Here is a 26,024-nt window from a genome sequence, read left to right as displayed (position 1 = left end):
CGATTTTCGTTTTTGTGAACTTTAAAATATTAGCATTTTAACTTTTTAAAACAGAGAAAAAGCTTTTGTGACTTTTGTGGTGAAAAAAAGAAAAGTTTAAACAGTTCTGATAAAGGAGTTTACAAAGGTTTTGCTTTCAACAAACTATCAGAAGAAATAGCTTTTGGCTGAATAGCAACCCCGTCTTTCAATGCACCGATTCCTGTGAATACGATTTTATCTCCTACAGAAAGCCCTTCAGAAATAAAGTAATAACTATCTGTTTTTCCTGAGATTTTTATAGGTTTTCCGGTTACTTTTTTATCCTTTCCAACGACATAAACGTAAGTTTTATCCTGAATTTCGAAAGTAGATTCCTGTGGAATGACCAATGTTTTATCGAATAACTGAGGCATACGAACTCTACCCGTATTTCCTGTTCTCAGAACTCCGTTTGCATTTGGGAATACCGCGCGAACACTGATTGCTCCTGTAGTTTTGTCGAATTGCCCGTCAACAATACTCATTTTCCCTTTTTCAGGATACGTGCTGTTGTCTGCAATAACCAAATCTACCATTGGCATATTTTTCAGTTTTTCATTCAAAGTTGCTCCCGGATATTTATTTTGGAAAGCAATGAAATCCAATTCACTTAAAGAAAAGTAGGCGTAAATTTCGCTGATATCAGATAATAAAGTCAATGGACTAGGATCGGTTCTTGAAATCAAGCTTCCTTTTTTGTAAGGAATTCTTCCGATATATCCGCTTACAGGAGCTGTAATGGTTGTAAATCCTACATTTATTTTTGCGCTTCCTACTGATGCTTTTGCCTGTGAGGCGGCTGCCACTGCGGCTGCGTAATTTGCTTTTGCAGTTCTCAACTGTACGTCTGAAACTACTTTGGCAGCAACAAGAGGCTCTAATCTGTCTACCTCAACTTTTGCTTTTTGAATGTTGGCGTTGGCAACTTGTAAATTGGCACTTGCCATATTCATTTGTTCGCCGTAACTTCTTGAATCTATTTTAAATAAAGGCTGTCCCGCTCTTACATAAGCGCCTTCTTCTACATAAATTTTATCTAAATATCCATCCACCTGAGATCTGATTTCTACATTGTTTTTTCCTTCCAAAGCTGTCGGGAATTCTTGATAAACAGTAGCAGGAGAGGTAATTACGGTATAAACTGGCAACTCTGGAGCAGGTGGAGCAGCGTTTGATCCTTCTGCTGCTTTTGTGCAATTTTGTAAAAGGATAATACTTGCGATAAGTACGATGATCCTCGTTTTTCCAAATATTTTCATTTTGAGTTTAAATTTTTAATGAAGTGTTAAATTAAATAATGTTGTTTGTTAATTTTAATTCCGTTATATTTCCTAACAGTGTTAATGATTTAGTCAAAAAAAATTTCAGAATTCTTAATACTCGATTTTAGATCGGTGTTTTCATAATTGAAACTTGTTTTAATGTTGGTTTAAGTATAATTAGGATGACGTGCAAATTGTGTTATTTTTACTAACAGTGTTAATTGTTTCGGTAAAAAAATAATTTTTACGATTAATTTTCTAATCTTATATAAGATGGTTTTTAATTTAAATTTTGTTTTAAATGATTAATTTACATTAATTCAGTGTTAATATTCCTAACGGTGTTGATTTTTAATTCAAAAAAAAATTCTACAAAGACTTAATGAAAGCTGAAACAGTTTCGTCTAAAGTAGTCTTGTTCATTGTAGAAGGAATATCGTCGTTACGCATCATCATAATCGAAATCAAACCGTGCACCGCCGAAAATAAGGCATGTGATGAATGGCAGGCATTCTCAGGATTCGATCCTTTTTTCTTAATAATTTCATACGTGCAATCATAAAGCATGTCCTGAAACGACGAAAATTCTTCTTTCATCATTCCTTTTCCGCTACATTGCATTCCCAATCCGAACATCAGTTGGTAATACTCTTTGTTTTTAAATGCAAACTTCCAGTAGGCATCCACAATAGCTTTCAACTGGTCTTCCGGATTGTCGTGTTCTCTCTGAGCTTTCAACAATTCGATATGTAAACAATGGAAACCATTCAACGAGATTTCGTATAAAATAGCTTCTTTGTTTTCAAAGTGATCGTAAACCACCGGTGCACTGTATTCAATGGCATCGGCAATTTTTCTCATGGAAAGTGAAGCCCACCCTTCGGTTTTTGCCAAAGAGAAAGCCGCGTCCAGAATACTGGTGCGTATATTTTCTTTTTCTCTTTGTCGACGTTCATGTAGACCCATGATTTTTTAATTACTAACAGTGTTAGCAAAACTACAAACTTTTTAATATAATTTCCAAACAAATTTCAGAGTTTAACTTTTAACGGAAGATTTTTAAAGAATATGAAATTTGGCTGGATGCTGGAAGAATGGGAGCTACAACAGATTTTAGATTTTGAATTTTGAATTATTGTAAAAATTAATGAAGTTTATAGCCAAGCTCAATGAATAACTTTCATCCTTTCCGTATCCATCTTCTTTACAGAAATAATCAGGAAAATCTTATCTTTGTGGTTAAAATAAAAAAGTTATGAATACTCCCTCCAATATGATTGATTTGGGTACAAAGGCACCTTTTTTTGAGCTTCCGAACCCTTCAAAAAGTAACGAAATCCAATCGTTGGATGATTTGAAAGGAGAAAAAGGGACGTTGGTTATATTTATGTGCAACCATTGTCCGTTTGTTCTTCATGTCATTGATAAGTTAAACGAATTATATGAAGATTATAATGAAAGAGGGATTGAATTTATTGCTATAAATTCAAATGACGTAGAAAAATATCCTGCAGATTCTCCGGAAAAAATGATCGAATTCCAGATCGAAAGAAAATTCGATTTTCCTTATTTATATGATGAAAGCCAAGCCATCGCAAAAGCATACGATGCAGCTTGTACACCGGATTTCTTCTTCTTTGATGAGAAATTAGACCTTATCTACAGAGGCCAAATGGATGATTCAAGACCGGGAAATAATAAGGATGTCACGGGTGAAGATTTAATTATTGCTTTTGAAAATCTTTTGTTGGGTGAGCCACAGGAAGAAATTCAGAGACCAAGCATGGGTTGCAATATCAAATGGAAGTAAATTTTGATTGATGGTTGCCGGTTATCGGTAGATGGTTCTACAACTTAACTATATAATATATAAAGCTGTTCTTTGGGACGGCTTTTTTTGTTTTATCGCACAGATTTGGAAGATGGCGCAGATTTTTATACGCAATCATCTGCGAAATCTGTGTGATCTGCGGAAAGTTTTAAACGCAAAGATTTATACAATTTTTATGTTTGATTTTAAGTAAAGCAAAGGCAAATAAATTTGCTTCGAGAAGCGAACGTCTAACTTCATCAAATCAACTTGTTGATTCAATCTTTGCTCCTTAAAATATATGTGTAAAAAATAAATCTTTGCGTTAAAAAAAATTGCGCTATCTGCTAAATCTGCGAGAGGTTTAAAATAAAATGTATTAAAAGAACCACTATATTTAGTATCGAAACATTTCAAAAACACCTTAAAAACTAGCTTTAATCTTCACCTCATTTTCCACCTTCAAATCCACATTTACTTTATTGTGTGCAAAATTCTTCATAAACTCCGAAGGAGTTTTCTCCGTATACTTTTTAAACATTCTATTAAAATATGTCACGTTATTAAAACCACAGCTATAACTGCATTCCGAGATGCTTTTGTCCTGCGCCATCAACAGACAAGCCTTATTAATTCGGTATCGGTTTACAAATTCTGTAAAGGTAATCTGCGTCGCTTTTTTAAAAAAATTACAGAAAGCAGGCAATGTAAGATTTGCCAGTTTTGCGACATCTTCAATATGAATTTCTTTATCATAATTGTGTTCAACGTAGGTGAAAATATTTTCCAACCTGGTTTTATTTTTGGAAATGATAGTATAGGGCATAATTTCATTATTCAAAAGCTCGTAATCTTTCGATTTTGAAAGCTCAAAAAGAATTTCCAACAGCAGTAAATATCTTTTGTATCCTTCAGATTCCAGCATCAGTCTGAGTTTAGGAATCATTGCCCTATTAATTTTTCTGTGAAATTTAATGCCGTATTTCGATAGTTCCAATAAATCTTTTATCGATCTGGCTTCCACTTCCTGTTGCGGAAACTGCAGAATTTCTTCTTTGAATTGAAGAACAATTTCCTCATGCGGATCAATAGAATTCAATCCAAATCCTGAATGCGGAATGTTGGAGCCGATTAATACCAGATCACCGTTCGTATAATTGCTTTTATGATAGCCGACGTGTCGCGTTCCGCTCCCGGAAATCACGCACACAAGCTCAATTTCGGGATGATAATGATATTCCCACTTAAATTCAGAAATGGGAGAGTTGTTATGGATGGTGCGAAAAGAGCTCTTTTCATCGGGAATTACCCTTTCAAAAGTGACTTTCATTTAGTTAATCATTATTTGTTTCCTAAAATAATAATTATATTAATATAGTTCAAATATTTGTTTATCATGTTAAATTAACGTTAAGCCAAATGCATATATCTTAGCCAACAAGAAATTATATGAATGAAAAATTTCAACATTAAGGCAGTTTTATTTTTAAATTATTTCGTTTTTGCGATTCTTCTGAATTCTGTAGGAACAGTCATTTTACAGATGCAGCAGAACTTTGGGATCTCAAAATCTTCAGCGAGCGTGCTGGAAGGTTTCAAAGACCTGCCAATTGCAATCTGTTCATTCATTCTGGCTTCATTTTTACCGAAGATCGGTATTAAAAATTCGATGTTGATCGCATTGCTTTTGGTAAGCGGTATGTGTTTTGTGATGCCATTTGCCAACGACTTCTGGTTTTTCAAGCTACTGTTTACGATTGTTGGGATTTCTTTTGCTTTAATTAAAATTTCCGTTTTCACTTCTATCGGACTGGTAACGGAGACAGATAAAGAACATTCGAGTTTTATGGGTTATCTGGAAGGTTTTTTTATGATTGGCGTATTAATGGGAAATGTTTTATTCAGCTTATTCATAGACGACCAAAATCCGAGATCAACCCATTGGCTGAATGTGTACTGGGTTTTGGGTGGAATTTCAACACTGTCTTTTTTGTTTTTATTCTTCACAAAATTAGACGAACACGAAGCAAAAAGCGAGAAAACAGATTTGCTGGGAGATCTTAAAAACAGCGTAAGCTTATTCAGTTATAAAAAAGTGTTATTCTTTTTACTGTGCGCTTTCCTTTTTGTTTTGGTGGAACAGAGCTTTCAGACCTGGACACCGACTTTTTACAAAGAAATTTTGAAAGTTCCTACTTCGATGAGCATTCAGGCGGGAGCGGTTTTGGCGGGAGCTTTTGCTTTAGGAAGATTTCTTTCAGGCTTTTTCTCTAAAAAATTCAGCTGGATTTACGTGGTTTCGTTTTGTGTGGTAGGTTTTGCAATAAGTATTTTACTGGTTTTACCTTTAACTCATAACATTAACATTGACACAAACACAACTTGGCTAAACGCTCCATTGGTTGTTTATTTATTTCCTTTGATGGGCGGTTTGCTGGCTCCGATTTATCCGAGTATCAATTCGGTAATCTTAGCATCAATTCCGAAATATTTACACAGTGCAATGTCCGGTTTAATCGTGGTTTTTTCTGCAATCGGAGGAACGATCGGTTCGATTATTACAGGTTTTGTGTTTCAGGAATTCAGTGGACAGCAGGCGTTTTACCTTTCATTGATTCCACTTTCTCTGTTGATTATTTCGGCAATTTTCATGAGTAAATTAAAAATAAATCCTAAAAAATAAAAATGAACAAGCAGCTATATATAAATGAAATTCAGGCTCTTTTTGATGATGTGCAAAGATCAAAGGTCTTTGAAGATCAGAAGATGATGACCGATGCGGTTCCGTTGTTTCCGATTGAAGAAATTAATGCAAAGTATGAAGCGGAAAAGCAATCTGAAAATTTTAATTTGAAGGAATTTGTGATGTCGAATTTCGATTTTTTAGGAGCTAAAATTTCTATTCAGAGAGAAGATCATCTGCCAATTGAAGAACACATCGAAAAATTATGGGATGAACTGACAAGAACTGCTTACGAAGAAAAAGGAACATTGCTGAAACTTCCAAAACCTTACGTTGTTCCCGGAGGTCGTTTTAATGAATTTTTCTATTGGGACAGCTATTATATCATGCTTGGTTTACAGGTTTCGGGAAGAATAGAAATGATGGAAAATATTATTGAAAATTGTTCTTATTTGATTCAGAACGTAGGATTTGTGCCAAATGCAAGCAGAACTCATTTTTTAAGCCGTTCTCAGCCACCTTATTTTTCACTGATGCTGGATCTGCTTTTTGAAACAACGAAAGACGAAACTCTTTATATCAAATATCACGATACTTTAGAAAAAGAGCATGCTTTCTGGATGAACGGAGCTGAAAAACTGGAAAACGGCTCGGCTGTGAAAAGAGTGGTAAAAACGATTCATGGAGATATTTTGAATAGATATTACGATGCTGAAAACGAACCTCGCCCTGAAAGTTATTTGATTGATATTGAAGACAGTGAAAATGCCGGGGAAGAATTTTACAGAAACATCAGAAGTGCCTGCGAATCGGGTTGGGATTTTTCCAGCAGATGGTTTGCAGACGGAGAACATATACAGACGATTGAAACGTTGAATTTAGCTGAAGTAGATCTGAATTGTCTTTTATGGCATTTGGAAAAAACATTGGCAAAATCTTCATCGCTTTATCATCTGTCTGAAAAAGAAAAATTTTATTCTGAAAGAGCGGCAGATCGAAGACAAATGATCGACAAATATTTCTGGGATAAAAATTCCGGAACTTTTAAAGACTATCACACGAAAAAAAACACAACAACCCCGTCTGAACATATTGCTGCTCTTTATCCTTTGTTTCTTGAAATTGCAAGCTACGATCAGGCAAAATCTGTTGCCCAACATATTGATGAAAAATTTTTATATCAGGGCGGATTGGTAACGACGACAAAAAAATCGGGTCAGCAATGGGATCTTCCGAATGCTTGGGCGCCGTATCAGTGGTTGGGTTTTAAAGCTATGAAAAATTATGGCTTTGATGATCTTGCAGAAAAAATTAAAAATAACTGGTGCGCCAATGTAGAAAGAGTTTATAAAAACACAGGCAAACTGATGGAAAAATACAATGCTTTAGACATTGAAACCGTTGCGGGAGGCGGAGAATACCCAAATCAGGACGGTTTCGGATGGACGAATGGTGTTTATCTTAAACTAAAACAACATTAACATTAAGGAATTAAGATGTTAAAGCTCAAAAAGGAGAATTAAGAGATTTGACTTTGTCAAATTTTTAGCAATATGCTTATAAACATTTTTGATGTTTTTACTTAATTCAACTTAAAATCTTACACCTTCTTAATGTTTAAAATAAATTAAATCAAAATTAAAACTAACTATAAATTAAAGGCTATGAAAAAAAAATCAATCTTTTTACTTGCCGGAATTGCAACACTTTATTTTAACAATACGTATGCGCAGGAAACTCCGCAGGATTCTACAATAACTGCATCTATTGATCAGGTAGTTATCACCGGTAACTCCAGACCGAAACCGAAAATTGAATCCAGTACGGCGATTTCTACGTTTAGTGCAAAAGAAATTCAGAAACAGAACCCAATCAGTGCGGCCGCTTTGCTACAGAGGGTTCCGGGTTTTGCGGTAGAAACTTCCGGTGGTGAGGTAGGAAATAACCTTTTCGCGAGAGGTATTCCTTCTGCGGGTGCTTATGAATTTGTGCAGGTTCAGGAAGACGGACTTCCGGTTTTTGAAGACGGAGCTTTGCAGTTTGCGAATGCTGATAATTTCTTCCGTGTGGATAATTCGGTAAGCAGATTGGAGGCTTTGAGAGGAGGTTCAGGTTCTATTTTTGCAACCAATTCTCCCGGAGGTTTGATCAACTTTATTACCAAAGAAGGCGGAAACGATTTCAAAGGAACAGCGAAATTGGAAACAAGTACTTACGGATTGATGCGTACTGATGTAAATGTTGGCGGTGCATTGGTTCAGGATAAATTATTTTTCAACGTGGGAGGTTTTTACAGAACGGATGACGGTATCAGAAAAACCGGTTTTAAAGCTAATCAGGGTGGGCAGATCAGAATGAATCTGAAGTATGTTTTCGATAAAGGATATGCTAAAGTGTATTATAAAAAGCTGGATGACAGAAATACATTCTTTCTTCCGATTCCTTTGCTTCAGAATGGTAATGATCTGAAAGATTTCCCTGGTTTTGATGCCAATTATGGTACCTATAGCTACAGAAATATCAGCCAGTTAAATATTCCACAGGCTGGTGGAGGGTTTTTCAGCAGAAATTTAGAAGACGGAATCCATCCGAAAGTTGATGTTTTAGGTGCTGAATTTAAGTATGATCTTGGAAATAATTTTTCAGTGATCAACAAAACAAGATATACGAATATCAATATGAATTATACGGGAATTTTCCCGGCAGGTGGTCCTCAATTAGCCGCTGATTTTGCTAATGGAGCTGGAATTACGGGAAATAATTATCAGTATTCATTAGTAAGCAATGGAGCAATTGTCAATCCTCAATATGTGCAGAAATTAGGCTTTTGGGCGATCGACAAACAGATGAATAATTTTGTGAACGACCTTCAATTCAATTATAAGTTTGATAAGGGGAATGTAACGGCAGGTTTCTATAAATCCAACTGGAAGTCTCATCAATACTGGAATTGGAGCAATATTTTAACCACAGCTTCAGACAGACCGGAACTTTTGAATTTGGTTGATACTTCATTAACACCAACAAGCACAGGTTATTCTAAAACATACAACGGGGTTACCGATATGTCTTTCCTGTTGAGAGATTCTCAGGTTCAGGGAAGTTTGAATGATCTTTACTTAAATTTAGATTATAATATTACGGATGCTTTAAGCTTTAATGGAGGAATTCGTTACAGCCGTGATTTCTATAAAGGTTATGGAGTAAGTACAACAACAGGAAATTTAAATAATTCTGGTTTGACGACAGACGGAACTCACAGTTTTACTACAACAACTGCTGATGATAATATGTCGGTTTTGGGAAATAAATACACGTATTGGAATTACGATGTCAACAGAGTTTCCTTCACTACCGCTTTGAATTATAAAATTAATAGAGAAAATGCGGTGTATGCACGTTTTTCTAATGGTTTCAGATCTCCAAACGAAGAAGCATATTATAACAATATGAATGATTTGTCGGCGATAAAGCCTGTAACGACAAACCAGATTGAAGTTGGATATAAATATTATTCGAGAACATTTGATGTAGCGGTAATTCCGTTCTATTCGACATTGAAAAACCTTTCGTTTACGGATGTTTTCTCTGACGGAACTTCGGAAAATAAATTTGCCAACACAACAAATATCGGGGTAGAATTGGAAGGTTATGCAAGATTATTCAATAATTTATTGGAAGTAACTTTCAATGGAACAGTTCAGAGTCCTAAATACAAGGATTTTACGGGAAGAAATGGAGACGGAACTACATTTGATTATGATGGAAATACGGTAAGAAGAATGCCGAAATTCTACTTCAATATTTCTCCTGCTGTAAATATTACAAAAGAATGGAGAGCGTATGTAAGCATGAATTATTACGGAAAACGTTTTCAGGATGAAGCAAATACGGATAAAAATACTTTGCCTTCATTCTCAGAATTTGGTGCGGGAACATCGTATCAGTTAGGAAAAATCCGTTTTGCGGTTGATGGAACTAACATCTTCAATACCATCGGAATTACAGAAGGTGATCCAAGATCTCCGCTAACCGGAGCAGGCGACATCAGAATGGCAAGACCAATTATGGGGGCGGCTGTAAGAGCTTCTATTACTTTAGACTTCTAAAATTAGTTTCTTCATAAAATTGATAAACCCGTCAGGAATTTTTCTGGCGGGTTTTTATTTTTAGTAAAGCAAAATTTTAGAAAATTTGTTTCAATTTGACTGATGAAATCTTTACTCGTTGGAATTATTTATTCTCAGTTCGTTGTGCCATTCATATAAGCCACCTGTATCAAATACATTTCCTGTTAAAAATCTCTGAAGAAATTCGTTCAAAGAAGAACTGAGGATTTTATCTGGATAACTATCATTAAATATTTCAAATTGTCCCGTTGCAGTATATCTAAGTCCCCACATGTCAGAATAAATCATATATTCGGAGAAATAAAACCAACTATTGCCGAAGTTTTGTTGACTCTCTATAATCTCTTGAAACGGTATCATATTGAATATATCTTCATTACAACAAAAACCATTACAAGTTAAATAAAACTCTCTAAAGTCTGGAGGTAGTGAAAAACCAATTTGATTTTCAAATTCTATGATATCTGAAAGTGTTGCCGGAGGATTTATCTCAATTCCGCTAAGATGATGTTTCTGTTTTATTAATTTTACTAATTGTTCTATATTCATTACTTGCAAATTTTTCTATCTTTTTAAATACTTTCCCCTTTAGCTAATTTTCTCAAATTTTTCAATTTCTCTGTAATCTGATATGCTCTTTCTTTATTTTTTCTTTTTTCAGCTTTTCTCTTGCTTTTTTAAATGATTCACTATAATGATCAAATACTTTTTTTTAATTAACAGGTCGTCTACAACCTTATACAATCCGCTTAAGATCCATTTAATGCCATATTGGCTAAGCTTTTATTCAAGAAATTAAAGACCAACTACCATTTCTTCATTCCACGAACTGATATTCATAATAGCTTTGAATACATAACCGGTTGTAGAATATATTGTCTTAAACCATCACTGAGATCATAAAAATAATTAGCTTCCTTATTTTTTCTTTACTCTTTATAATATTCTGATAAAGATTCGCAAGCAATTTTACAGCTCAGAAATCCATCACCAGTCCATAAAAATCCAGACACAATGAATCTCCATCCAGTAATCCGTTAACAAAAACAGTCAGTCCCATTAAATCATATTTTTTATCAGTTTGGAGCAATTCCGAATGATTGGATAATTATATTGTTATTTCTTCAATATATCATTGAACTCCTGATGAGTTGCCCAAAATGGAAAAAGATTGACAAATAATGCCTGTTCTATTTCTCCTGATCCAATTCTCCTCCATTTTTTGCATAATCCGGCAATTCAACGTATGCCTCTAGATATTCTTGAAATGAATCTCCTGCTAACTTTTTTATAAGTTCTTCTTTGTTCATGGTTTTAATTTTTTGTTTAAATTATCTAATTATTAGTTTTATGGGGTATGATATATAATTAGCAGCAAGATGTCTCTATATTTATTTATACCCGTAAATTTTTAGTCCTTCTTCTGTTATGTCGTACTCAAATTGTCCCAAAGCATTCATTATTTGTTCAAGTTTTTGTAATGGCTGAAAAATAATTTCTGATGTCAGTTTTTCGTTTCTGTTCCAACGTTCAGCTTAATATTTTTCAGGAATTAGTATCCATTCAATTTCGTTAAAATTAAAGGGTCCTAATTCGCTTACATCACCAAAACCTGTTTGGTTAAATCCTCCGAAATGAAATTTATACGTTCTATCTGTCAGCAAGAATTTGATGTGTGCAGAGTGGATTTTAATTTTTTCATTTTCTATTTCTGTAAATAGTTTGAACCATTTTGTATTGTTCATAAAGGAATTTCGGGTTAAAATTTCCTTTTCCAATCTATTTAGATTAATTGAATAGTGGTCTATTTCAAGATCTGATTTTTTTATCCACAAAGAATTCTCGATAGGATTATGATTTTCAACACCAAATTCAGTCAGGTTTTTATTGAATAAAACTAAAACTCTTCCACCATTCATTTCAGTATCATCTATAACTTTTCCTTTTTCTCCAATTAGTTTCCAGTAATTTTCTCTTTCTTCAACTTTCTCTGAAGATGATAATTTTCCTAAAAAAGTTTTTAAAATAATAGGTGTGTCTTTTACTATTCGCATAGCTGATCATATCGTATTTTTAGTGTTTTATATTTTTAAACGGAGAGGATTGAGTTTAAAAAATTTCCATTACTACAATATTCTTACTTCAAAAACGGATTGTGTGCCTTCTCAAAACCAATCGTCGTCGTATTTCCATGTCCCGAAAGAACCTGCGTTTCATCATCAAGGATAAAAAGTTTTGTCTTAATGCCGTCAATTAATTGTTCATAATTTCCTTTATAAAGATCTGTTCTGCCGATACTGCCTTCAAACAAAACATCGCCAGAGATCATGAATTTCTGATTTTCATTATGATAAACCACGCTTCCCGGAGAGTGCCCTGGAACATGATAGATTTTAAATTTCTCACCGTCAAGATCCAATTCGTCGCCTTCGTTGATATAATTAATTTCAACATTAATATGATTAAGCTCGAATCCAAACCTCATCCCGCTTACCTGAAACATATCCAAAACTTCTTTATCATCTTTATGCATTAGAACAGGAACCTTATAGGTGTCAAAAGCCCATTGTAAACCCAAAATATGATCAATATGGGCATGAGTTAAAAGAATCTTTTCAACTTTCAGTTCATTTTCCGTGATGAAATTTTCTATGGCTTTGGTTTCCTGGGGAGTCATGTTTCCCGGATCTATTATCCATGCTTTTTTATTTTCGTTGTAAAGAACATAAGTATTTTCGCTCGCAAAATTGAATACGAAACCTTGAATCTGAAGCATATTCTGAATGTTTTTAATTAAAGACAAATGTAACGACAATAGTTTGGGTTTAAAATATTTTAATAAATTTTTAATTTGAATATATTTAAGGAGATGCTTCGGCAAACTCAGTGTGACATTGCTATAAATTTACCGTTAGATAAAGCGATGAATATTAGAAATGTCATGCTGAGCCCGTCAAAGCATTTATTATTTTTACTGTAGAAAGGTAATTCAATTTAATAAACATGTTCTCCTTTTAGGGTTTAAAAACAATTTTCGTTATCTTCGTCATAATGAAAACTTTGCGAATACTTTTAGTTTCTTTGAGCGGATTGGTTTTTGGACAAAATATCCAGAGCATCCAGTTGTTTAATCCTCAGACGAATGACGAGACACCGGTGATTAATTTCAGTCAGCAATTGGTATTAAGTTTTGATGATCTTACCAATTCCAGCGAAATTTATAGGTATACCATTAAGCATTACAACAGAAATTGGGAAGATGATAATCTTTTTTTTACGGAAATCGCCAATGGAAGTCTGAATGGGCTGTTGGATAAGTTTCAGTATTCTTTTAATACATTACAGTCGTATACCCATTATACGCTGACGTTCCCGAACGAGAAAATGCAGCCGAAAATTTCAGGAAATTTCGAGCTGATAGTTTATAAAGATTCAGCAGAAAAACCGCTTTTCAAAAGAAGATTTTATATTGTTGAAGAGGCGGCGGCACTGGCTTTAAATATTTCGAGATATGCAGACGCAAGAAATCCGAATGCCAACCAAAGGGTAGAGGTGAAGGCTGTTTCAAAGAGCGGAGATTTAACTTCCAATGTAAATTCTATGTCATTGAATGTGATGCAGAATAATAATCCGAACGTTACCATTAGTAATTTGAAGGCAACTACCACTATGGGAAATCAATTGCTTTTTCAGCAGATGAATTTGGTGTTTCCGGGAAATAACGAGTTTTATTATTTTGATAATAAAAACATGAATATGGCCGCAGATATGGTTCGTGCCACGGAACTAAAAGACGGCGTCAACAATACTTATCTTCATCCGGTTTGGGCTTTCCCTCTGAATTATCAGTATCAGCCGGACGTAAACGGAGCCTGGTACTACAGAAGAAATGATCTCGGAAACGAAAGAAATGCTGAGAGAGAAGCGGATTATTCGTGGGTGCATTTTTCTCTGGACTCAGATCCTGTAGATCAGGAAATTTATGTGTTGGGAGGTTTTAATAATTTTAAGCCAAGCAAAGAAAACCAGATGCAGTATGATGCAACAGAAAAAAAATATATAGCAAAAATTTATCTGAAGCAGGGTTTCTACAACTATATTTTAGCAACAAGACAAGGAAACGGACCTTTAAATTTCGGTGAAATCAACGGAAATTTCTGGCAGACGGAAAATCTTTATCAGGCATTTTTATACTATACGCCTTTCGGCAGAAATTACGATGGATTGATGGGGTATGGAGAATTCAGAACGCCGGTGAGGTAGCCTAAGGATAGGAGAGTTTAAGAATTTGAGTGAAAATATCTTCAACTTTTTTTAAAATAAAATAGTACGTTTCGAGAACCTCAGCATGGCAGTCTTTATGCTAATTGTTTTTAATAGGGTTGTTATTTTGAGGGTTCTGAATCATATAAATAGATTTCTCTTTCGTCGAAATGACAGAAGAAATGTAATAAGAAAACAAAAACCTCGCAGAAAAATCCTGCAAGGTTCAATATAATAATAGTCTGGAAAATCTTAATTAAATTTTAAAAATCGCGGTAACCAGCAAATTTTCTTCATCCTCAAAAATATAATGAATATTCACGGGGAAATTCTGCATGCTACTCACGGAAATTTCTTTATCTATAATTTCATGGCTTTTGGTATGTTGTAAAATTTCGTTAATCGATTCTTTAAGATCTTCCAGAAAATCTATTCCTTTATGTGCTTTTTCCGCGTTAAAAACCCGCATAAGAAGTCTTATGTCGTTTTTGGCAATCGAAGAGAGGAGGACATTCATTTTAGGCACAATACTTTTTCAGTTCCGAAATGTTTTCGTAGAAATCTAATTTGGTTTTAGGATTTTCATTATGAAACTGGATTCTGTATAAAATTTCATCCAGATGAAACTGTGGAATCGCAGCTTCTTTTTTTACTTCAAAGCTTTCCATCATTTTTGCAAAAGCTTCTAACGTTTCAGGATTGAAGTTTTCAATTTTATTTTTTAAAATTTCGGCAGTTGCATTCATCATTTCTAAATTTTAAGGTTAATGGTGTTGTTTTGATGGGGTAAAGGTATGAAAAATATTTAATTTTTCAATTTTTATTTAAAAATAATGGGGTGTTTTGTTTTAAATGTATTTTTTTTAATTCGAATTGTGATTTTTTAAGGGGGTAGTTGTTTAAAAACAATTTTAAATAATTATTGGATTAGTATTTATTTTTTCTATTAAAATATATATATATGAAAGTTATCCACACTATGAGTTTTTATTGTGACAGCCATGATCTTTAAAACCAAAATAATAATCCTGATTAATTTTTTACGCCAAATCATTTAATTATTAATTGCTTTTCAAACTTCTTAATCCATTGAACTTTTTTTTTGAAATTAAAAAAGATCGTAGTTTTCCACAAAAGCTATTTTTGAAGACTACTTTACAAAAGATTTTATTTAAAATAATTTTGGAAAAAGTTATCCACAATATGACTTTTTCATAGTAACAGTCGGGGTTTTGCTTCTTGAAGTATTATTTTGAAATAACTTTTTTGGTTTAAGTAAATTGAATATTAGTTGTTTATCTATACTTAATATCAACAAAAATTAATTTTAAGCAGAATTTAGGATGATACTTTTCCACAATCGGGATAGAAGTTTGAAGAATCGAATGGTAAGATGTAAGTAATATAAGCAGTTTTGAAAGTTATCCACAATGTCGTATTTAGACAAGACAAAAAAAATAACCTCCGTTTCCGAAGGTTAATATTTTTAAACTAAATAAAATTCATTGAGCTTTTCCTCACACAGTGTTTTTACGACTTCTATCCATCGGTCTTCATCATTAAGGCAAGGTATATAATGAAAATTTTCTCCGCCTCCGTGCAGGAATTGTTCTTTTCCTTCCACAGAAATTTCTTCCAGTGTTTCCAGGCAGTCGGAAACGAAAGCCGGGCAGACAATTGCGAGATTTTTGATCCCTTTTTTACCGATGCTTTCAAGCGTTTCATCGGTGTAAGGTTCCATCCATTTATCTTTTCCCAATCTCGACTGAAATGTCACCATCACTTTTTCTTTTGGCAATCCCAGTTTTTTAATCACAGAATTGGTAACATCAAAACATTGGTGACGATAACAAAACTGATGACTCGGATTGTTTTCTCTTGAACAGCAGTCGTTCAGATTACAAGTGTTGGTAGGATCAGTTTTATAAATATGTCTTTCCGGAACCCCGTGGTAAGAAAACTGCAGCGCATCAAAATTTTCAGGAAGTTTTTCCTTAATGCTTTCAGCCAGACAGTCAATATAAATATCTCTGTTGTAAAAAGGCTGGATATAATTGATTCTGATGTCGGGAAATTTCTGCTTTCTTACTTCTTCTGCTTTTTCGATAACGGTTTCCGTTGTACTCATTGCATATTGAGGGTACAGTGGGAAAAGTACGATGTCAGTTACTCCCTTGTCAACCAGTTTTCGGATTCCCGTTTCGATGCTTGGTTCTGCATATCTCATCCCGATTTCCACCGGAACATCCACCAATTTCTGAAGTTTCTTCTGGATTTTTTCTGTAATAACAATTAATGGAGAGCCTTCGTCCGTCCAAACCGTTTTATAGGCTTCGGCAGATTTTGCAGGTCTTGTTTTTAAGATAATTCCCTGTACCAATAGGGCACGGAAAATCCATCGGTAATCAATTACCCTTTCATCCATCAGGAATTCGTCAAGATATTCCTTTACATCATTTACGGCTGTAGATCGTGGCGATCCTAGATTTACTAATAGAATTCCTTTCATATATACAAGTAATAGGTAATGAATAACGAGTAATAAATAATCTGCAAACAAATTACTTATTACCCATTACTTATTGCTAATATTTTTTATCCGTTTACAGCTTCCACTCTTTCTACCAGATCAGGAACGAATTGTTTTAAAATATTTTCAATTCCGCCTTTCAATGTAGCGGTAGAACTTGGGCAGCCTGAACAAGCTCCTTGTAGCAACATCTTTGCCGTTTTGTTGGCTGCGTCGTATTCCATTAAAGAAATTTTTCCGCCATCATTTTCTACAGCAGGAGCAACATATTCATTAAGGATATCAGAAATTTTCTGCTCGTCGTCTGTATAGTCTCTGTTGATGATTTTTTCTACAGGATTTTCATGCTTCTGAGCTTCAACATTAGAAATTTCGCCGCCGTTTTGAAGATGATCCGCAATAAGAGCACGAACCGCCATCATCACCTGATGCCATTCTACCGAATTGTCTCTTGTAACCGCCACGAAATTATCAGAAATAAAAACTTCTTTTGCAAAATCAAATTCCTTGAAGATCGCCTGAGCCATCGGAACGCCCTCTGCCTCGTCTCTTGATTTTACTTCAACAAAACCTTCAAGCAGCATTTTATTGGAAACAAATTTCATCACATTAGGATTCGGAGTCATCTCTGCATAGACCTGATACATCTCCTTTTTCTTCTGAAGATAAATTCTCGGGTTGGCGAGTAGTTCGTCTTCAATGACGTTTTTAAGGCTTTCTGCAACATGTTCCCATTCTACGGTATCTTGTTTTGCAACTGCAACAAAATTAGCCGTAATGAAAATTCTTTCCACAAAAGGATAGTTGAAAAGCTCCTGTGCTAAAGGAATTTCTGAAATATCTGAATCTCTGTCCAACTCTAAAGATCCCGGGATCAGGTTATAATCCGCAACAAATTTTATTACTTTCGGGTTTTCGGTTGGTTCTATAAGTATAGTACGCATTTTTTCGTTAAATTTGAGATACAAAAATACGTATTTAGAAATTAGGAGTTGGAGGTTGGGAGTTAGATTTTTGCTATCACTGTAATTTACAATTTGTGATTTCCAGATTTAATTTTCAAATTAGCTCATTATCAAATTATCAAATTAAAAAAATATGGCACTTATAAAAGAACTTTTAGGCAAAGCACCACAAATCGGCGGAAATACTTTTCTGGCAGAAACGGCTACGATTATCGGAGATGTTACGATGGGGGAGAACTGCAGTATTTGGTATAATGCGGTGATCAGAGGGGATGTTCATTACATTAAAATGGGGAATAAAGTGAATGTACAGGATAATGCGATGCTGCATTGTACGTATCAGAAGCATCCTTTAAATATTGGTAATAACGTATCTATTGGGCACAACGCCATTGTTCACGGATGTACGATAAAAGACAATGTTTTAATCGGGATGGGTTCGATTGTAATGGACGATTGCCTGGTAGAGGAAAACTCTATTGTAGGAGCCGGTTCTGTTGTAACGCAGGGAACTCACATCAAGTCTGGAGAGGTTTGGGGTGGTGTTCCGGCAAGGAAGATCAAAGATATCAGTTCTCAGTTACTGGAAGGAGAAGTGAACAGAATAGCAGATAATTATGTGAAATATTCTTCGTGGTATAAAGAAAATGTGAAGAATGTTGAAGAAGTATAGACATTAAATGAGTCACTTAAACATACACTAAAAAGCTCTGTCAAAAATAAGTTGACAGAGCTTTTTTCTTTCGATACAGCTTAAATATTCCAATATATTAATTCACAAGCTCGGCTTTTCCGTTCGCACATTTAATGGATGTTGGCGGCATCACCATCATGCAATCAGACATTATCTGGTATTTTTGGTTGAAAGCTTTTACTTTTTCTGTATAGTCGTTGATTTTAGCTAAGATCGTAGTTTCCATTTTTTTAGGATAGGCAATGTACAGTTGTGGCCCTCCGCAGGATTTTGCTCCCATAGGAGCGAATGTCCAGTCGCTGGCATTGGTGCATTTTTCTTTAGAGATTTCAGATTCTATGGACGCTTTTATCTTATCAATTTGTGCTTGTTCATATTTTTGGCTGTCTTCATCTGCGGGTCTCTCAGAAATATCTTTCGGAAGATTGTCTTCTGCATTTTTGGCGGTACCGCATGAAAAAAACAGCAGTGTAGAGCATAATACCGCACCAGAAATATATTGAGTTGGTTTTAACATAATAATTTTTTTGGGTTCAAATTTCCAAAACTTGTGCCAAGATAAAAAATTCAAATTCATTTTCCGTAATTTTGACAGCGATGAACAATCATTTTTTTGACTTAATAGAACATACCAGCAGAAGTATTTTTTTAACAGGAAAAGCCGGGACAGGGAAAACTACGTTCCTTAACGACTTTGTAAAACGGACAAAGAAAAAGCATATTGTGGTGGCTCCTACAGGAATTGCCGCAATTAATGCAGGTGGGGTCACTATCCACTCAATGTTCGGGTTGCCGTTGAGAACTTTTTTACCAACGACGGAAAGAATAGATACCAGTTTGGCGAATAATATTGCTGATCTGATGCCTCATTTCAAGTACAGAAAAGATAAGTTGAAGCTTTTAAGAGAAGTTGAAGTCATTATCATCGATGAGGTTTCGATGCTTCGTGCCGATGTTTTGGATATGATGGATTTTTCACTGAGATTTATTCGGAGAAATAATCAGCGTTTTGGGGGTGTTCAGATGCTGTTCATCGGGGATTTGTATCAGCTTCCGCCGGTGGTGAGGGACGAGCATATCCTGAAAATGTTTTACAACTCACCTTTCTTTTTCGACAGTCTGGCAATTAAAGAACTTCCTTTGCTGACGATCGAACTAACGAAAGTATATCGACAGTCGGATGAAGAATTTTTATCAATTCTGAACGCCATTCGTGACGGAGATATTGCCAATATCGATTTTGATCATTTAAATGAAAGATTCGATCCTGACTTTGATTCCGGTGATGAACCGTACGTTTACCTGTGTTCGCACAATAAAATGGCGGATGATATCAATCAGGAAAAATTAAATGATATTAAGGTTACCCCGAAAACATACGAAGCAAAGCTTTTTGGTGAATTCAAGGAAAATCAGTTCCCGAATGAGCAGTTTTTAGATCTAAAAATCAGTGCTCAGATTATGTTCATTCGAAATGATATTTCCGGTGAAAAAAGATATTTTAACGGAAAATTAGGTGAGATTTCTGCTTTGGATGAAAATGAAATTAAAGTCATTCTCGACGGAAGCAAAAGAGAAATTACCGTAAAAAGGGAAGTCTGGGAACAGAAAAAGTATTTCTTAGATACCGATAAAAATATCAAGGAAGAGGTGCTCGGAAGTTTTGAACAGTTTCCGATAAAGCTGGCCTGGGCGGTAACTATCCATAAGAGTCAGGGGTTGACATTTGATAAAGTGATTATCGATGCAGGAAAAAGCTTCACGGCGGGACAGGTGTATGTAGCCTTGTCGCGTTGCCGAACTTTGGAAGGAATTGTTTTAAAATCTAAAATTACACCTGACGTTATTTTTAAAGATAACCGAATCCTGAAATTTCAGGGAGAAACTCGTGCCAACGATAATGTGGAAGCGATTCTCAATCAGGAAAAATATGATTACAGTATCAGAAAAGTGCTTCGGACAGTTGATTCTCAATGGCTTTTAAAGGAAGTTGAAGATTGGAACAACCTCTCAATTGTTACAAAAAGCTTAGATCATCTTAAAACAAAACAATTATATAATCAGTTAAAGCATGAGATTGTTAACCTGGGAAAAATATTTGAAAAACTGGAAAGAATAATTTTCCAGAAGGTCAATAATTTTATCGAGCAAAAAGAGGAATGGTCTGAAATTGAAAATAAAACAAAGGGGGCGGTTAATTTCTTTTTTACTGAAATAAAGGATAAAGTTTTCAGTCCGTTAAAAGAATTTTACGCTGAAATAAAAGGGGCAAAAGGGCTTAAGCAATATAACGAAGAGCTGAAAATCTGGCTGGAAGATATTGAAGATTATCTGAACAACCTGAAAGATATTCATCTGTTGGAAACCAAGCTTCTGGATGAGAAAAATGATAAGGAAGTGAGCATGAAAATTGCAAAAGTTCCGTCTCAGGTGCTTACCTTCCAATTATTCGAACAGGGAAAAACGATTGCTGAAATTGCTTTGGAAAGAGGCTTGGTGAAAGAAACGGTTATCGGCCACCTGGCGAAATTTGCTGAACAGGGTTTACTGGATATTGCAAGAGTGATTACTGCCGATAAGATCAAGGTTTTTGAAGAAATTTTTTACAAAGATCCGAAAGAAACGCTTACAGAATGGAAGAATATTCTGCCGAGTAATTTTGAATTTAATGAGATCAGGATTTTGATTAATCATTTTAATTATTTGAAAGAGAAGGCGAAATCTTAAGTTAATTTAAGGCATTAATATTTGAACAATTTTAGAGTGAGTACAAAATGCTGTATTTACGGCATTTTTTAATTCCTGAAATTCAATGATCATACATTCTATATCGTAAATTGATTCCATATTGTATCCTTCTTGCTGTGAAATTTCGGATTTGAAAAATTCATCATTAAGTGCATTGCTGAGTATTTCAATAGAAATTTTTTGAAGCTCGTTGTAAATATTTTTTATTTCATCTGTTTGAAGAATCTGAATATATTCATTGGTTTCCTCATTGCGTTTGCCTTCTCTTAATTTTATAAAAATTTCATTTCCAGATATTTTAAATAGAAGAAAATACAAAGGATCCCAAGTTTTTACAAATGAATTGAATGATTTTATAGAATGACAATATTGTTGAAGAATGTTTTCAATATCAATTCCAATATTAATATTTCTTTCAATTTCTGTGATAGCATTTTCGTCTGAAATAACTTGATAACTTACTATGATGCCCATCTTTACTATTTAAACTTTAATATCTAAAATTAATTTTCTTCGGTTGTTTTCCCAATAAGATGCTGATCGGCTTTCATCTTTAAACTCGGTTTCCGCATTTTCAAGTCGATTGAATTTACTTTTGTTGGTTTTAATAGACTTGATAATTATAAAATTTCTTTCATCAATAACATTAAAATCAACTAATTTTAAATATTCTTCAATACAGTTTGTATCAATCATAATTTTTCCGCCACCGCACCAATGCCTATCTTGCCCGTTTTTCTTTACTCCGGAAATCCAGTATTCTTCACCGGTTTCTATATCAAAATGATTGCCTGAAATTCCCGGATTTTTAAGTTTTTTAAAGGCTTTTCCATTAAAATAAACGGTTTGTCCCGATTTTGAAAATTCTACAAAACCAATCCATGCAGATCCCGTGTGACCTTCAGATTTGTTTTCTAAATACATTATTTTTGATTTCATGGTTTTGAAATTTGTAGAACAATATTAATGATTTTAGGAGTAAAGAATATTAATTATTTAAAAAGTTTCAATTGAAATAAAAACTCCTTGATGATCGCTGATAAAATCTTTATCCACAAAGATTCCTGTTTCAATAATATTATTTTCAAAAGCTTTCGGAATAACAAGATGATCAATATTTTCTTCAATTTCTGAAGTCGTATTGATTAAGTTTAAATCTTCAAAAAGGTCTTGTAATGATTCTGTTGTACGAAGATTAATTGTAAACTGTTCTTCACCTTTTCTAAATGATGTATTCAAATCACCCACAATAAAAAGATTCGGATTTATTGAATGAATTTTCTGGCAATCCTGAATGGTATTTTGTAATTCGTTATCCACAAAAGGTTTTCGATTGAACCAGGTTCCGATAATTGTACAATAGAAAACAATATTTCCAAGTTCAGTTTCAAATTCTAAAGCCAGATTTGTTTTGTCGTCGGTTACTGGATATTTTTTTAAACAAGGAATCTTAGAATATAAAACAGTTCGAAAAGCTTTTTCTCCTTTTAGATATTCTGTGTAATTGAGATTTTCATAAACAATATTTTCAGGAATTTGCGAACACAAATATTTGTACGGAAAATTTTTAAGATCAAGATCCATAGCTTCTGTCAAAATAAGAAAATCAAAATTAAACCGATTTAAAAATTCTGATGTTTTGGAAGTTCCTTTTTTTCTTGCCCAATCGATGTTGAGGGTTGCGATTTTCATTAATTTTTAAAGTTTTTCAGGATTGGGATTCCATAAGGTTTAGCATCAGATTTATTTCTGTAAAGCTTAATCATGGTTTTATTCTTATCAATAATTCCATATCTGTATTCAAAATTTTTTCTGGAATTAAAATAAACAGTGTTGTTTTGGATTGTATATTCGCCTTTGAGGCGGTCTATTCCGAAGCAAATACTTTCATAAATGAAATTTTTATCGGTTTTAAATTTTAAAGTTGTCGTACAGTTGGCAACTCCTTCGGCTTGAGCAAAAATTTTGTCTTCGCCTTCCAGTAATTTTTCAAAATTGATGAGTCCTTTTGGCTTAATCGCAACTAAAGCTAAGCAGGAAGGAATAAATAGTAATAGAATATTCCTCTTTTTTTCTCTGAATTTATCTCTGATAGAAATGTATAGTTGCCTGATGAGTTCTATAAATAGAAGGAAATAAATGACAAAGGCAGTAATAACAACAATTAAAAAAAACAACCCAAGTTCACCTTCCCAAAAATATGAAGTATTAATTAGTAAAAATAAAATTGAAGTTAAGGTAAATTGTAAAGTGAATTTTTTCATTTGTGTATCTTACCAATTCATGATTAAAGTTGTTGAGTAAATATATTAATTTTGAGGAATATTTTATTAATCGGTTGAAAATTTCATGAATATCAAATCTCAATAGTTTTTCCCTAAACTACACTATCAATCCTATCAATTACAAAAAGTAACTAATGAAGATTATAAGTTTTAAATTTGTTGGGTTTTTTAGACCTAAAATTTAAAATAAATATGAAAAATTTCGAAATATCGGTGCTGGATCTTGCGCCCGTAAAACAGGATAAGACCGTTCACGATACATTTCAGGACAGTTTATCTTTAGCAAATCATACTGAAAATTTAGATTATAAAAGATTCTGGCTTGCAGAGCATCACAATATGGAAAGCATTGCCAGTTCTGCCACTTCGGTTCTTATTGGCTTTATTGCCAACGGAACAAAAAAAATAAGGGTAGGATCGGGAGGAATTATGCTTCCGAATCACAGTTCATTAGTGATTGCCGAGCAGTTCGGAACTCTAGAATCTCTTTTCCCCGGAAGAATCGATCTTGGTTTGGGAAGAGCACCCGGAACAGATGGCTTAACCGCACAGGCTTTGGGAAGAAATCCTGCGATTATCAACCAACAGTTTCCAAGACAGATTTTAGAATTACAAAAATATTTCTCCAAAGAAAATCGTGATGCGCTGGTTCGTGCGATTCCGGGAGAAGGGCTGGATATTCCGCTGTATATTTTGGGTTCGAGTACAGACAGTGCATTTTTGGCCGCTGAATTGGGGCTTCCTTACGCCTTCGCGGGACATTTTGCACCCGAACAAATGGAAATGGCCTTCAATATTTACAGACAGAATTTTGAAGCTTCAAAATATTTGGATCAACCTTACATCATCGCTTGTGTCAATGGAATTGCAGCGGAAACTTCGGAAGAAGCACATAAAATTTCGACAACATTGTTTCAGGCTTTCATTAATATTGTTAGAAACGACAGAAAACCTTTTGCACCACCCGTTGATGATATGGACGAAATCTGGTCGGCAATGGAAAAGTCAATGGTTTTACAGAAATTGAAATATACCTTAATCGGAGATCAGTCTGAGATTGAAGAAAAGCTGAAAGGTTTTCAGGAGAAATTTAATGTCGATGAACTGATGATTAATTCTCACATTTACGATCATCAGAAAAGATTAGCTTCTTATCAGATTTTCAGAAATGCTAAAGACTCTATATTTAAAGCATAATCACAGAAATAAATTTTACCACAAAAGAAATAAAAGATATTGTACAGTTCAGTTATTAAAAATAAAAATCGAAGATTTTAAAGACAAATTAGTCCTCTGCATGTTGCTTTTTAAACTTAAAATAACCAAAGTATTAAAATCTTTTGTGGCTGGAAAAATTATCATTTAACGAATACAAACCATTTGTATTAATTGGGAGATGCTTATTTTTATGAGTATCTTTACGCAAATTTAAAAAGTAAAAATGTCTGATATTAAATTAAATACTATTCCAGAGGCTATCGAAGACCTTAAAAATGGTAAAATAATCATAGTAGTGGATGATGAAGACAGAGAAAATGAAGGTGATTTTCTTTGTGCTGCTGAGCTAACGACACCAGAAATTATCAATTTCATGGCATACCACGGAAGAGGACTGATCTGTATGCCGCTGCCCGAAAAAAGATGTGACGAGCTGGGGCTTGAAGTAATGGTGAGCAGAAGCAGCGATCCGAAAGAAACTGCTTTCACAGTATCGGTAGACCTTTTGGGGAACGGTACTTCTACAGGAATTTCTGCCAGCGACAGAGCGAAAACTATTTTGGCTTTGATGGACGAAAAATCCAAGCCGACAGATTTCATGAGACCCGGTCATATTTTCCCGCTTCGTGCAAGAAAAGGTGGTGTTTTGAAAAGGGCAGGACATACTGAGGCTGCGATTGATTTAACTTGTTTAGCTGGTCTTAAAGAAGGTGGAGTAATCTGTGAGATCATGAATGAAGACGGATCTATGTCTCGCTTACCCGATCTTTATGCTTTTGCCCAAAAACATGATATGAAGATTGTTTCTATTGAAGATTTAATTCATTATCAGCTTAAAAAAGGTAATTTGATCGAAAGAATTGAGGAGAGAAAAGTAAAAACTGCTTATGGAGAATACGATTTCTTTGCCTTCAGAGAGACTTCAAATGATCAGATCCATTTTGCTTTAACGAAAGGTACCTGGGCGGTTGATGAGCCTGTTTTGGTAAGAGTTCAGTCTTCCGATTCTTATTTTGATGTATTGACAAGACTGAATAATGGTGAAAAACCTCAGTTGGAAAAAGTGACTTCTATGGTGAATGAAGCCGGAAAAGGTGCAATTGTTTTCATCAATAACGTTTCAAATTCTGAAAATACACTCAGAAAATTACAGCAGTTTATCAATTATCAGGACGGACAGGAACAGCATCCTACGTTGGCTTTCAATTACAGGGATTACGGAATTGGAACTCAGATTTTAAAAAATCTTGGAATTAATAAGTTTAAAGTAATTACTCAGAATCCAAATATCAAACCTCAGGTTGGAGGATATGATGTTGAGGTGACAGAGATGGTGCAACTATAACATGTGAATGGTGAATAGTCAATTTGTTTCGCAAACGAATTTTTGCAGTGTCAAAAATTGACAATGAAAT

At 34.3% G+C, this 26,024-nt stretch carries 24 protein-coding genes; 9 read left to right on the top strand and 15 right to left on the bottom strand.

Translation table 11 applies throughout. The annotated features are described in order from the left end of the window. Positions 1-119: 119 nt before the first annotated feature. Both BUA89_RS07130 and BUA89_RS07125 read right to left on the bottom strand, forming a co-directional pair. On the bottom strand, positions 120-1,280 hold the full coding sequence (locus tag BUA89_RS07130) for an efflux RND transporter periplasmic adaptor subunit (RefSeq protein ID WP_072954854.1): 1,161 nt from the start codon (positions 1,278-1,280) through the stop codon (positions 120-122). 372 nt (positions 1,281-1,652) lie between these two features. Next, complete coding sequence (locus BUA89_RS07125; RefSeq protein WP_072954850.1) at positions 1,653-2,249, bottom strand: TetR/AcrR family transcriptional regulator; 597 nt, start codon at positions 2,247-2,249, stop codon at positions 1,653-1,655. A gap of 289 nt (positions 2,250-2,538) precedes the next feature. Between BUA89_RS07125 and BUA89_RS07120 the strand changes: the two genes are divergently transcribed. After that, complete coding sequence (locus tag BUA89_RS07120; RefSeq protein ID WP_072954847.1) at positions 2,539-3,093, top strand: thioredoxin family protein; 555 nt, start codon at positions 2,539-2,541, stop codon at positions 3,091-3,093. 424 nt (positions 3,094-3,517) lie between these two features. Here the strand turns inward: BUA89_RS07120 and BUA89_RS07110 are convergent, their stop codons facing one another. Next, positions 3,518-4,423, bottom strand: a complete 906-nt coding sequence (locus BUA89_RS07110; RefSeq protein WP_072954840.1) for an AraC family transcriptional regulator — start codon at positions 4,421-4,423, stop codon at positions 3,518-3,520. Between the two features lie 123 nt (positions 4,424-4,546). On the opposite strand from BUA89_RS07110, the gene BUA89_RS07105 reads away from it, so the two are divergent. The 3 genes from BUA89_RS07105 (at position 4,547) to BUA89_RS07095 (ending at position 9,885) form a co-directional block, all read left to right on the top strand. Next, on the top strand, positions 4,547-5,776 hold the full coding sequence (locus BUA89_RS07105) for an MFS transporter (RefSeq protein ID WP_072954837.1): 1,230 nt from the start codon (positions 4,547-4,549) through the stop codon (positions 5,774-5,776). A 2-nt stretch (positions 5,777-5,778) separates the two neighbouring features. Then, complete coding sequence (locus BUA89_RS07100) at positions 5,779-7,257, top strand: trehalase family glycosidase (RefSeq protein WP_072954834.1); 1,479 nt, start codon at positions 5,779-5,781, stop codon at positions 7,255-7,257. Between the two features lie 183 nt (positions 7,258-7,440). Next, the gene (locus tag BUA89_RS07095) at positions 7,441-9,885 is read left to right on the top strand and encodes a TonB-dependent receptor (RefSeq protein ID WP_072954831.1); all 2,445 of its coding nucleotides are present in this window, start codon (positions 7,441-7,443) and stop codon (positions 9,883-9,885) included. A 111-nt stretch (positions 9,886-9,996) separates the two neighbouring features. On the opposite strand, the gene BUA89_RS07090 is transcribed toward BUA89_RS07095, so the two are convergent. From BUA89_RS07090 to BUA89_RS07080, 3 genes are all read right to left on the bottom strand, one after another. Further along, positions 9,997-10,455, bottom strand: coding sequence for an SMI1/KNR4 family protein (locus tag BUA89_RS07090; RefSeq protein ID WP_072954827.1), 459 nt, complete (start codon positions 10,453-10,455; stop codon positions 9,997-9,999). Between the two features lie 986 nt (positions 10,456-11,441). Then, the gene (locus BUA89_RS07085) at positions 11,442-11,960 is read right to left on the bottom strand and encodes a DUF6678 family protein (RefSeq protein ID WP_072954823.1); all 519 of its coding nucleotides are present in this window, start codon (positions 11,958-11,960) and stop codon (positions 11,442-11,444) included. An 83-nt stretch (positions 11,961-12,043) separates the two neighbouring features. Beyond that, the gene (locus tag BUA89_RS07080; protein WP_072954820.1) at positions 12,044-12,682 is read right to left on the bottom strand and encodes an MBL fold metallo-hydrolase; all 639 of its coding nucleotides are present in this window, start codon (positions 12,680-12,682) and stop codon (positions 12,044-12,046) included. A 275-nt stretch (positions 12,683-12,957) separates the two neighbouring features. Between BUA89_RS07080 and BUA89_RS07075 the strand changes: the two genes are divergently transcribed. Further along, positions 12,958-14,169 (top strand): type IX secretion system plug protein, encoded by a 1,212-nt coding sequence (locus tag BUA89_RS07075; protein WP_083531627.1) that lies wholly within the window; start codon positions 12,958-12,960, stop codon positions 14,167-14,169. Between the two features lie 256 nt (positions 14,170-14,425). Here the strand turns inward: BUA89_RS07075 and BUA89_RS07070 are convergent, their stop codons facing one another. From BUA89_RS07070 to BUA89_RS07055, 4 genes are all read right to left on the bottom strand, one after another. Beyond that, positions 14,426-14,686: a hypothetical protein gene (locus tag BUA89_RS07070; RefSeq protein ID WP_143152282.1), complete on the bottom strand. Its 261-nt coding sequence runs from the start codon at positions 14,684-14,686 to the stop codon at positions 14,426-14,428. A gap of 1 nt (position 14,687) precedes the next feature. Beyond that, positions 14,688-14,918 carry a hypothetical protein gene (locus tag BUA89_RS07065; protein ID WP_143152281.1) on the bottom strand — a complete coding sequence of 77 codons (231 nt, stop codon included), beginning with the start codon at positions 14,916-14,918 and terminating at the stop codon, positions 14,688-14,690. Positions 14,919-15,655: 737 nt separating this feature from the next. Further along, positions 15,656-16,678: a ferrochelatase gene (gene hemH / locus BUA89_RS07060; protein ID WP_072954806.1), complete on the bottom strand. Its 1,023-nt coding sequence runs from the start codon at positions 16,676-16,678 to the stop codon at positions 15,656-15,658. A gap of 86 nt (positions 16,679-16,764) precedes the next feature. Beyond that, entirely contained in the window at positions 16,765-17,643 is an 879-nt protein-coding gene (locus tag BUA89_RS07055) for a NifU family protein (RefSeq protein WP_072954803.1), read from the bottom strand. A gap of 154 nt (positions 17,644-17,797) precedes the next feature. Between BUA89_RS07055 and BUA89_RS07050 the strand changes: the two genes are divergently transcribed. Beyond that, on the top strand, positions 17,798-18,337 hold the full coding sequence (locus BUA89_RS07050; RefSeq protein WP_072954798.1) for a gamma carbonic anhydrase family protein: 540 nt from the start codon (positions 17,798-17,800) through the stop codon (positions 18,335-18,337). A gap of 97 nt (positions 18,338-18,434) precedes the next feature. Here BUA89_RS07050 and BUA89_RS07045 read toward each other — a convergent pair whose 3' ends face one another. Further along, positions 18,435-18,875 carry a hypothetical protein gene (locus BUA89_RS07045; RefSeq protein WP_072955774.1) on the bottom strand — a complete coding sequence of 147 codons (441 nt, stop codon included), beginning with the start codon at positions 18,873-18,875 and terminating at the stop codon, positions 18,435-18,437. Between the two features lie 80 nt (positions 18,876-18,955). On the opposite strand from BUA89_RS07045, the gene BUA89_RS07040 reads away from it, so the two are divergent. Continuing rightward, positions 18,956-21,085, top strand: coding sequence for a helix-turn-helix domain-containing protein (locus tag BUA89_RS07040; RefSeq protein ID WP_072954794.1), 2,130 nt, complete (start codon positions 18,956-18,958; stop codon positions 21,083-21,085). Positions 21,086-21,091: 6 nt separating this feature from the next. Here BUA89_RS07040 and BUA89_RS07035 read toward each other — a convergent pair whose 3' ends face one another. From BUA89_RS07035 to BUA89_RS07020, 4 genes are read right to left on the bottom strand one after another with little or no spacing between them, the layout of a single operon-like run. Beyond that, entirely contained in the window at positions 21,092-21,580 is a 489-nt protein-coding gene (locus tag BUA89_RS07035; RefSeq protein WP_072954791.1) for a DUF1877 family protein, read from the bottom strand. 9 nt (positions 21,581-21,589) lie between these two features. Further along, positions 21,590-22,045: a hypothetical protein gene (locus BUA89_RS07030; RefSeq protein ID WP_072954787.1), complete on the bottom strand. Its 456-nt coding sequence runs from the start codon at positions 22,043-22,045 to the stop codon at positions 21,590-21,592. A 57-nt stretch (positions 22,046-22,102) separates the two neighbouring features. After that, positions 22,103-22,798 carry an endonuclease/exonuclease/phosphatase family protein gene (locus tag BUA89_RS07025; protein WP_072954784.1) on the bottom strand — a complete coding sequence of 232 codons (696 nt, stop codon included), beginning with the start codon at positions 22,796-22,798 and terminating at the stop codon, positions 22,103-22,105. Further along, entirely contained in the window at positions 22,798-23,370 is a 573-nt protein-coding gene (locus BUA89_RS07020; RefSeq protein ID WP_072954779.1) for a hypothetical protein, read from the bottom strand. The genes BUA89_RS07025 and BUA89_RS07020 overlap by 1 nt, the downstream gene beginning before the upstream one ends. 213 nt (positions 23,371-23,583) lie before the next feature. Between BUA89_RS07020 and BUA89_RS07015 the strand changes: the two genes are divergently transcribed. Together BUA89_RS07015 and ribB are read left to right on the top strand one after the other, a co-directional pair. Beyond that, complete coding sequence (locus tag BUA89_RS07015; protein WP_072954776.1) at positions 23,584-24,588, top strand: LLM class flavin-dependent oxidoreductase; 1,005 nt, start codon at positions 23,584-23,586, stop codon at positions 24,586-24,588. Between the two features lie 244 nt (positions 24,589-24,832). Continuing rightward, positions 24,833-25,954 (top strand): 3,4-dihydroxy-2-butanone-4-phosphate synthase, encoded by a 1,122-nt coding sequence (gene ribB, locus BUA89_RS07005; RefSeq protein ID WP_072954769.1) that lies wholly within the window; start codon positions 24,833-24,835, stop codon positions 25,952-25,954. Positions 25,955-26,024 lie beyond the last annotated feature (70 nt).

This window comes from Chryseobacterium arachidis, from assembly GCF_900129245.1.
Lineage (GTDB): Bacteria > Bacteroidota > Bacteroidia > Flavobacteriales > Weeksellaceae > Chryseobacterium > Chryseobacterium arachidis.
Note: the sequence above shows the minus strand (reverse complement) of the source record. Positions and strands in the feature narration are given on the sequence as shown.